This window comes from Oceanibaculum sp. (assembly GCF_022449305.1).
In the GTDB taxonomy this organism is placed as follows: Bacteria; Pseudomonadota; Alphaproteobacteria; order Oceanibaculales; family Oceanibaculaceae; genus Oceanibaculum; species Oceanibaculum indicum.
This window is the reverse complement of record NZ_JAKUSO010000093.1, coordinates 1-8,274: the sequence shown is the minus strand read 5'-3', so window position 1 is coordinate 8,274 and position 8,274 is coordinate 1. Positions and strand designations below refer to the sequence as shown.

Annotated in this window: 8 protein-coding genes; 2 read left to right on the top strand and 6 right to left on the bottom strand. The window is 59.6% G+C overall.

All coding sequences use genetic code 11. The features are described 5' to 3' along the window. Nucleotides 1–212: 212 nt before the first annotated feature. The 6 genes from MK313_RS17230 to MK313_RS17205 form a co-directional block, all read right to left on the bottom strand. Complete coding sequence (locus MK313_RS17230) at nucleotides 213–716, bottom strand: hypothetical protein (RefSeq protein ID WP_287783276.1); 504 nt, start codon at nucleotides 714–716, stop codon at nucleotides 213–215. Between the two features lie 619 nt (nucleotides 717–1,335). Next, nucleotides 1,336–1,977 carry an RNA polymerase sigma factor gene (locus tag MK313_RS17225; protein WP_158085720.1) on the bottom strand — a complete coding sequence of 214 codons (642 nt, stop codon included), beginning with the start codon at nucleotides 1,975–1,977 and terminating at the stop codon, nucleotides 1,336–1,338. A gap of 309 nt (nucleotides 1,978–2,286) precedes the next feature. Beyond that, nucleotides 2,287–3,180: a DMT family transporter gene (locus MK313_RS17220; protein WP_086466596.1), complete on the bottom strand. Its 894-nt coding sequence runs from the start codon at nucleotides 3,178–3,180 to the stop codon at nucleotides 2,287–2,289. A 117-nt stretch (nucleotides 3,181–3,297) separates the two neighbouring features. Beyond that, nucleotides 3,298–4,212: a DMT family transporter gene (locus MK313_RS17215; RefSeq protein WP_086466597.1), complete on the bottom strand. Its 915-nt coding sequence runs from the start codon at nucleotides 4,210–4,212 to the stop codon at nucleotides 3,298–3,300. Beyond that, the gene (locus tag MK313_RS17210) at nucleotides 4,209–5,144 is read right to left on the bottom strand and encodes a cation diffusion facilitator family transporter (RefSeq protein ID WP_008892264.1); all 936 of its coding nucleotides are present in this window, start codon (nucleotides 5,142–5,144) and stop codon (nucleotides 4,209–4,211) included. Before MK313_RS17210 ends, MK313_RS17215 begins: the two co-directional genes overlap by 4 nt. 314 nt (nucleotides 5,145–5,458) lie before the next feature. Further along, entirely contained in the window at nucleotides 5,459–5,920 is a 462-nt protein-coding gene (locus MK313_RS17205; protein WP_084399043.1) for a sigma-70 family RNA polymerase sigma factor, read from the bottom strand. A gap of 353 nt (nucleotides 5,921–6,273) precedes the next feature. On the opposite strand from MK313_RS17205, the gene phbB reads away from it, so the two are divergent. Together phbB and MK313_RS17195 are read left to right on the top strand one after the other, a co-directional pair. Then, nucleotides 6,274–6,996, top strand: coding sequence for an acetoacetyl-CoA reductase (gene phbB / locus MK313_RS17200; protein WP_143435594.1), 723 nt, complete (start codon nucleotides 6,274–6,276; stop codon nucleotides 6,994–6,996). A 51-nt stretch (nucleotides 6,997–7,047) separates the two neighbouring features. Next, nucleotides 7,048–8,235, top strand: coding sequence for an acetyl-CoA C-acetyltransferase (locus MK313_RS17195; RefSeq protein WP_287783264.1), 1,188 nt, complete (start codon nucleotides 7,048–7,050; stop codon nucleotides 8,233–8,235). Nucleotides 8,236–8,274 lie beyond the last annotated feature (39 nt).

Here is an 8,274-nt window from a genome sequence, read left to right as displayed (position 1 = left end):
GGCACGTCGAACAGCTTGGCGTTGAGGTTTTCGATGGCGGGCGCCAGCCCGTCCATCGCCTCGACCGTGTCCTGGCCGAAGGGACCGTTACAGACGAAGTCGAACTGCATCAGCATCACAGAACCGTCCCTTTCTCTCCTTGGGGGCGGCTTCCGCATTCAGGATGCGGCAGCCGCCTTCCAGACGTTAGCGGTCTTCGTCCATCTCCATCATCATGCGCTGCTGTTCGAGCATCTGTGCATCATCTGCTGCATCATTCCCTGCTGTTCTTGCATGCGCCCCATCATCTGCTGCATCCGTTCGGACATATCGCCCGACATGTCCCCGGACATGCCCATGCCCTGACTGCCGGATCCCTGATCGCCCGACATCCGGCCGCCCATCTGGCCCTGCATGGGCATGTTCCCCATCATGCCGTGCATCGCCTGCATCTTCTCGACCATCATCTGCATGTGCTGGCGCGTGAGCTGACGGCGCTCGGCGGGGTCTGTTGTCTCGCGGGCCTGCTGCATCATCTCCTGCATGCGCTCGAAGGACGGCCCGCCTTGCATCTGCTGCTGCATCTGCTGGGATTGGCCTTGCTGTGGCTTTGCTCCATGCTGGGCCGCCAATGCACCTGCCGCGGTGAGGACGGTGAGGCCCGCGGCTATGGCGAGAGCTTTCAAACCCGGCAAACGCATCGTGCTGGAAGGTATCATCGGCCGTGAATCTGTCATCTCCGGTCTCCTTGGTTGGGATGAAAGACGCTGTAGGGGTGGAGGGGGCGCAACCGGTGCAGCGTCGGACATCGGATCGCTATGGTGACCCGAAGGCACAACCATCTGGACTTACAGACGGAACGACTTGCCCGCCGTTACAGCTTCAGCCCACCTGCCGGCCCCGTGCACAATCCGTCTCTTCACAGCGGCAGTCGAGGAAACCATGGATCGGGCAGATCAGGCACAAACAAACCCCCTGCTGCTGCTTTTCCAGTGCTTGCTTGGTCGTGATGCAGCCTCACAGCGACATTCTTCAAGTCGGCGCCGAGGCGCTGCCGCACAATTCCGCGAATCTCCCAACAGCTCTACGCGCGACATCAAGTCGGCGCATTCTAGCCTGAGCGTGGACAAGGAGGCTGTGGGGAGAAAGTTGCATATCCCGTCGCCGAATTCCGCGTCGGTCTCGGTCGAGAAGGCTTCGAGTTCGTTTGGACTCACCACCTCGCGCGCACTTCAGCTTGAGTATGTCGGCAAGGGTTCTCTTTCATCGCTCCATCCTCTTGAGAGTTAAAGCCTTCGGCAAACCCGGCGCGGTTCAGCCCGCCGATAGAAGGGCAGTTGTAGAACTTTGTGATAGTTACAAACTACAGCTCTTGCCGTTGCGCATTGATTCACAGGTGCAGTCGTCAAATCTACCTTCGGAGCAATCGGTGCAGAACGCTGCTAGAGAAACACGCAGTGCTTGGCGCGCCCGATGCAGGCGCACTCTCGCATTCGATGGTGTGATCCCAAGATCAGCTGCGGCTCGTTCACGCGGTTCATCCGACAGATCGATCCGTTCAAGAATCTCTGCATAGTCCGGGCGCAACCCCGGCACAAGCTCTCGAAGACAGCTGCAAACGCTTTTCTCGTTCGCAAGATCTATCTGGCCATCGCCCAATACCATCTGGTCTTGCATGTAGCTGTCTTTTCGGCGCCGCCGTGCAGCCTCACTGCGGTAATGATCGGTCAGCACCGAGCGCAGCACCGTATACAACCAGGCGACCACACTTTCGCTATTCCTAAGTACTGTCCCGCTGTTGATGACTCGCACGCAGAAAGTTTGAAGCACATCCTCCGCAGTGACCGAATCCCCGACCCGACGCACGAGATAGCGACGAAATTCGTGATAATAGTCGGTGAGTGCCATTTCTATTTCCGGCGTCATCGGCCGTGACGTGTTGCCGAGCTCATCGGAAAGTGGGTCGGTTTCAATCGTCTTATGTGCTGCTACAGTCATGCTCAAAACCTCGGCCCGAGTTGGCAAGATCGGGCGATCCGGAAACATCTTCGGGCTGAGCGCCTTAGGTCAACGCACGACAACACCCCACGCTCAGCCTTGCGCTAAAACCCACCATAGGGGTCGAGTTTCGGGCTCATAATGCGAGAATCGAGAGCAACGGCATTGATCTAAATCAAAGCCATAAAGAGTAACGGTACAGTAGTTCAGTGAGGGCAACCGCCGTGGTCGAAGGTAAGTCGAGAGAAATCTGTGGTGGAAGCTGGGCGCGAACCTAGGCCGGGCAGCAGCAAACCAACACGGTTGCCCTTATCCGGCCATTCTGGCCGGCTTAGTCCCTCTGCGCGTCACCAACACGACCCCAAGAATCGCAAGGACAATGCCGGCGATCTGCATCCAGCCAAGGGTCTCACCGTAAAACAAAGCGCCCATTGCAAGGCCGAAAATCGGGATCAGGAAGCTGAACGCGTTCGCGCGGTTGAGAGGCGCTTTCTCCAGCACGGAGAACCATAGCCAGTATACCAACGCCGACCCGAACAGACTGAGAACAAGGAGCGCGCCTACAAATGGCAACGTCCATCGGATCGTTGTTGGCTCCTCCGTGGCCCAGGCGACAATAGCGAGCGGAACACTGCCGATGAGCAACTGGAGGCCCATTGCCATAAGGGCGTCGACGTTTCCGGCAATTCGTTTAATTACAACGTTGCTGACCGTGACGCCGAGTGCAGCCAGGACAATATAGGCTACTCCTAGAATGTAATTTTCTTGCCCGCCGGTGAGTATCTGGGGCGAAGTGATGACGAGTATCCCCATAAAGCCCAAGGCAAGGCCTGCTTTGCCCAGCGCGGTCAACTGTTCTTTGAGGATGATACCCGCCAGACTCGCCGCCAACAGCGGTTGGGTGTTGGCGATTACAGTGGCGATGCCCGGGGAAACGAATTCCGCGGCATGGAACATCCCCAAGAAGCCCAGGCTGGTGGCACCTGCGCCAACGATGGCCAACATTGTCCAGATTCGACGACTTTTGGGCAGGGGCTGCCGCAATGCAAGCGCGACGATGATCAACGCTGCGCCTGCCAGGAACGCGCGCAGCGTGGCGAATGTCAGGTGAGGGGCAAATTCAATGCCGACGGTTATCAGCGGGAAGCAGGCAGCCCAAAGCAACATGACCAGAATGATTTGCGCGATGATTCCAACGGTCACTCGACTTTCATCCCATCGTCTATCCGTCCCGCGACACCACCATCACGACCTACTGGCGTTTGTCTGCCAAGTCTCGTGTCGTTGCTGATTGGATTCACACGAGTTGATCCGTTCGGTTCACGCACACTGGCAGGGATGAACGGCCCGGTTTTCCGCGCCGCGCGACATCTCGCGGGTCAACCAGAAACCGGCCCCGAGCAGCAATGCGCCACCATAGATCATGCCCTGCGCCGGGATTTCGGCGAAGATAAGGTAGCCCAGCGTTGACGCCACGACCGGTGAGACGATGATATCGACGAGCGCATAGACATTGGCGTTGAGCGTCTTGAGGACGATGGAGATGCCGAAATAGGCGAAGCCGGTCGAGACGATGCCCAGCCCCGCTGCCCAGAGCATCACCGGCAGGTCCATCCCGAGTGCGGCATAGGAGATGGTCGCGGCGGGCGTGCCGGGGCCGGCGAGGATGAGCGCTGGCGACAGGATCAGCGCCCCCGCGAGCATCGACCAGGCGATGTCGTTGCCGGCCTCGGTCTTTCCTTCGTAGCGCATGTAGGCGACCATGGCGGCGTAGATCGCGCCGTCGCCGAGTGCGACGAGGTTGCCGATCATGTGGCCGCCCTCAAGCGGCTTGGCGAGGACGATACCGGTCAGCGCGACGGCGAAGATCAGGATGTAGCTCTTGCGTGCCTTTTCGCCGAGAAACAGCGCCGAGAAGATGAACACGAAGAAGGGCGCGACGCTCCAGAAGATCACCGCATTGGCGATGGGCACCAGCGTCATGGCGTAGTTGAAAACGCTGATCTGCGTGGCGATCAGCACGCCGATGATCGCGGTGTCTTTCAGGTTGCCTTTCGGAAAGCGCAAGGGCCGGCCGGTCGCCAGCGGCATGACCGCCATCAGAAAGGCGGCCGCGAAGCTCAGAGCGTAGAAATTCAGCGTCTGGATCGGGATCAGTCCGTCGGTGAGCTTCACGAACACGCCGATTGTGGCCTCCGACAGCGTGATCAGCAGGAGCAGGAGAACGATCTTCATTTCCGGCTGCGGCCCCCTGCCGTGCGCGTCACGTCGATGGCTTCAGCCCCGGACTCATCAAGGCAGGTGTCCTCGACCTGCAAGGTGACGAAGAAGAATCCGAATTTTTCTTTGAGCATGGCGTGCGCTGCCGCCAGGACCGCTTGGGGATCGGTCTCGTCGGCGACGCGCACATGACCGGAGAAGACGTAACGGCCGCTGGTCAGAGCCCAGGCATGGACGTGGTGGGCATTCGCAACGCCTTCGACCTGCTCCAGCGCGCCGGTGACATCGGACAGGCCGACGTCGGCCGGTGTGCCTTCCATCAATAGGTGAGCAGCGTCGCGCAGAATGCCCCAGCTGGCCCAGAGCAGCACGAAGCCGAAGCCCATACCAAGGATCGGATCGATCAGCAGGAACCCGGTGAATTGAATCACGAGTGCCGTCACGATAATGAGCAGGCTGCCGACGAAGGTTTGAATGATGTGCCAAAGTGCGCCTTTCACGTTCAGGTCGCTCTGGCTCTGCTTCCAGATCAAGCCGAGCGAAATAAACTCGGTGAAAAGCCCGCCCGCCGCGGCCCAAAGCATCGGCCCGGTAGGCAGCTCGATCGGGTCGGACAGCCGCATCGCACCCATTACGATCACGATGAGCGCCATGCCCAGAAGGAAGCCGCCATTGACGAGCGCTCCGATAATCTCGGCGCGGTACCAGCCGAAACTGCGATCCTCGTCGGCGGGGCGGCGGGCAAGCTTGGCGGCGACGATCGCGACTAGTACGCCACCCACCGCCGAGAAGGTGTGGAAGGCGTCGGAAATCACCGCGATCGAGCCCGTCCAGAGGCCGATGCCCATCTCGATCACGAAATAGATGCCGGTCAGCCAAGCCGAGATCACCATTCCCCGTCCGCTTGACGGCATGTGGCCGGCATGGCCGCTATGGGCTTGGCTCATTGATTCTATCCTCTCTTCACGTACTCTTTGACTACAAAGTTCTGCGTTCATTTCGCGCCACGGCGAGGCAGACGCTCCCGCGGCTACCACCGGCTTCAGCGTGAAAGGATCCAGGATCGTTGCATCGCATCAGACGACCTGTCACTCCCCTCTTCGAGATCAGCCCCTATCTCATCCCTTGATTGGACGGGACAGGGGTAAATTCGCAGAAACTCGAGAGTTATTGCCAATTGATCTGTCGCTACTGTCGATTCCAAGTAAATTCTTGATTGCCGTTTTATTTCCCAGCACGGAACAGTCAAAATGTTTGGGCATCAAACCTTAAGAGGGGGTTCCAGCGTCAACATGACGAGGTGTAGGAGGGTCCGGCGGCCTAGCTGAAGTCGTCTGATGACTATCTGTTCGCTGAGACCGAGATCTGTGGCGATCCTGGTGGGCGGATGATTCAGAATTTCCGCGCGCCACACCACCTCGGCGTAGCGGGGTTCCAAGAGACGGATAAGCGTTTCGATAAACTCCTGCAGAATTGCCTCCATCTCGGTGTCGTCGGAGCCGTCCGAGTCCGGTGGACACCCAGAATCTCCCTCCCCGTCGCTATTTCCGTTCCGGCCTTTGTGTGCCGCCAAAACGCCACCATCAAGGCAGTCGCGCTGGCGTCGGCATGGCTGGCACCTTGGGGTTAAAAACCCTTCTGGATGAACGAGCTGTTCGTTATCTGGATCAATCAGGCCGGCTTTTGAAGCGGCACGGATTCCATCTTCCATCGTCTCGATCACTTGGCCTCGCTCCTCCGCTGCTCAAAACCGGGACGGTGTGCCCACCCGGATTTTCATTGGCGTCACATAAGACGTGAATGGGTCGCCGAAAGTTACACAAATCCTTCACGGCCACCGGAGCGGGTCGGAGCTTTCCTTCCCGTCGAACGACTATGCGATCAGCGCTCCTTGTGTAACGGAGCCAGCCGGGCATCGTCTTCTAGACATGGAGGACCCGGAAGGATTGAGCCCGTAAGGAGGAATGAACGTGATCAAAGACCTTGCCCAACGCGACACAACGCAATCTGCAGTTTTCGCACAAGGCTGCAACGGCCGTTGCAGAGCGGTTGGTATCTCTTACGGGGGTTGAAATCATGGGACGAACGGCATTGGTGACCGGCGGCACGCGCGGAATCGGCTCCGCGATTGCCAGAACCCTGCGCGATGCGGGCTATACGGTCGCCGCTAGCTACCACGGCAACGATCTGGCGGCCGAAGACTTCAAGGCGGCAACGGGCATCCCTGTTTTCAAATGGGATGTGGCCGATGACGAGGCCTGCGCCGCCGCCGTCGCGAAAATCACCACCGCATATGGCCCGGTCGAGATTCTCGTGAACAATGCGGGGATCACCCGCGACGCTATGCTCCATAAATTAACGTCAGAGCACTGGCGCGCGGTAATCGATACCGATTTGACCGCTTGTTTCACTATGTGCCGCACCGTCATTTCCCCGATGCGGGAGCGCGGTTACGGCCGCATTATCAACATCAGCTCGATTAATGGCCAGAAGGGCCAACTGGGCCAGACCAACTATGCGGCGGCGAAAGCCGGTCTTCTGGGATTCACCAAGGCGCTAGCGCTCGAGAGCGCCGCCAAAGGCGTCACCGTCAACGCCATTGCCCCGGGCTATATCGAGACCGACATGGTCGCCGACGTTTCCCCTAAGGTTCTCGATAGCATCGTCGCCCAGATCCCGGTCGGCCGCCTCGGCCAACCCGAGGAAATTGCCCGGGCCGTGGTGTTTCTGGCGAGCGACGACGCGGGTTTCATCACGGGTTCGACGCTGACCGTCAATGGCGGCCAGTACCTGATCTGAGCGGAATCAGGAACCAATCCACTCAAGCGAGACAAGAAGGAAAGCACACCGATGACTCACAAGCAGGTTATGCTTTGTACCCCCGTGCGCACCGCGATCGGCACCTATGGAGGATCCTTGAAAGATCTGCCGGCGACCGAGCTCGGCGCAACGGCGATCCGCGCGACGATCGAGCGGTCGGGCGTCGATCCCTCGCTCGTTCAAACCGTGGTCATGGGACAGGTGATCCAGGCGGGCGCCAGAATGAACCCTTCACGCCAGGCGGCAATCGGTGCTGACATTCCGGTTGGCGTGCCAGCGATGACCGTCAATCGGGTGTGCGGCTCTGGGGCTCAGGCGATCGCCTCGGCGGCCCAGGAGATCATGCTCGGACATATCGACTGCGCGGTCGCCGGCGGCATGGAGAACATGGACCAGGCCCCCTACATCGTTCAAAACGGGCGCTGGGGTTATCGCATGGGTGATGCCCAGATGTACGACAGCATGCTCCGTGACGGCCTGAACGACGCCTTTTCCAGCGAGCACTCCGGCTGGCACACGGAAGACTTGGTGAAGAAGGCTCAGATTACGCGCGAAGATCAGGATCGCTGGGCCGAACGCTCTCAGCGGCGCTTTTCCGAGGCGCAGGCTGCTGGCAATTTCAAGCAAGAGATCGCTCCGGTAGAACTCAAGACTCGTAAGGAGACGACCACATTCGATACCGACGAGCACAACCGGCCCGACACGACCCTCGACAGTCTGAGCAAGCTCAGGCCTGCCTTCCGCAAGGAGTGTACGATTACGGCTGGCAATGCGCCGGGACTCAACAGCGGAGCGGCGGCGATGATAATCGCCGAGGCGACTTGGGCGGAGAAGAACGGTCTTAAACCCATGGCCAGGTTGGTTTCCTACGGTGTGGGCGCGGTCGATCCCGGCATGTTCGGCCTCGGACCGGTACCGGCCGTCTTTCAGGCTCTGGAGCGGGCGGGCTGGAGCGTTGGCGATCTCGACCGCGTCGAGATCAATGAGGCCTTTGCCGCCATTGCCGTTGCGCTCGCGCGTGAGATCGGAATCGAACAAGACATCGTTAACGTCGAAGGCGGCGCTATTGCCCACGGTCATCCGATCGGCGCAACGGGGGCCGTTTTGACGACGCGACTCCTGCATGCAATGGAGCGCAATGGGGTCAAGCGGGGCTTGGTGACGCTCTGCATCGGCGGCGGGCAGGGCATCGCCCTCACCTTGGAGCGGACGTCCTGATGCTGACTGTCGGATCCGCAGGTGACGGGCAGGTAGCTT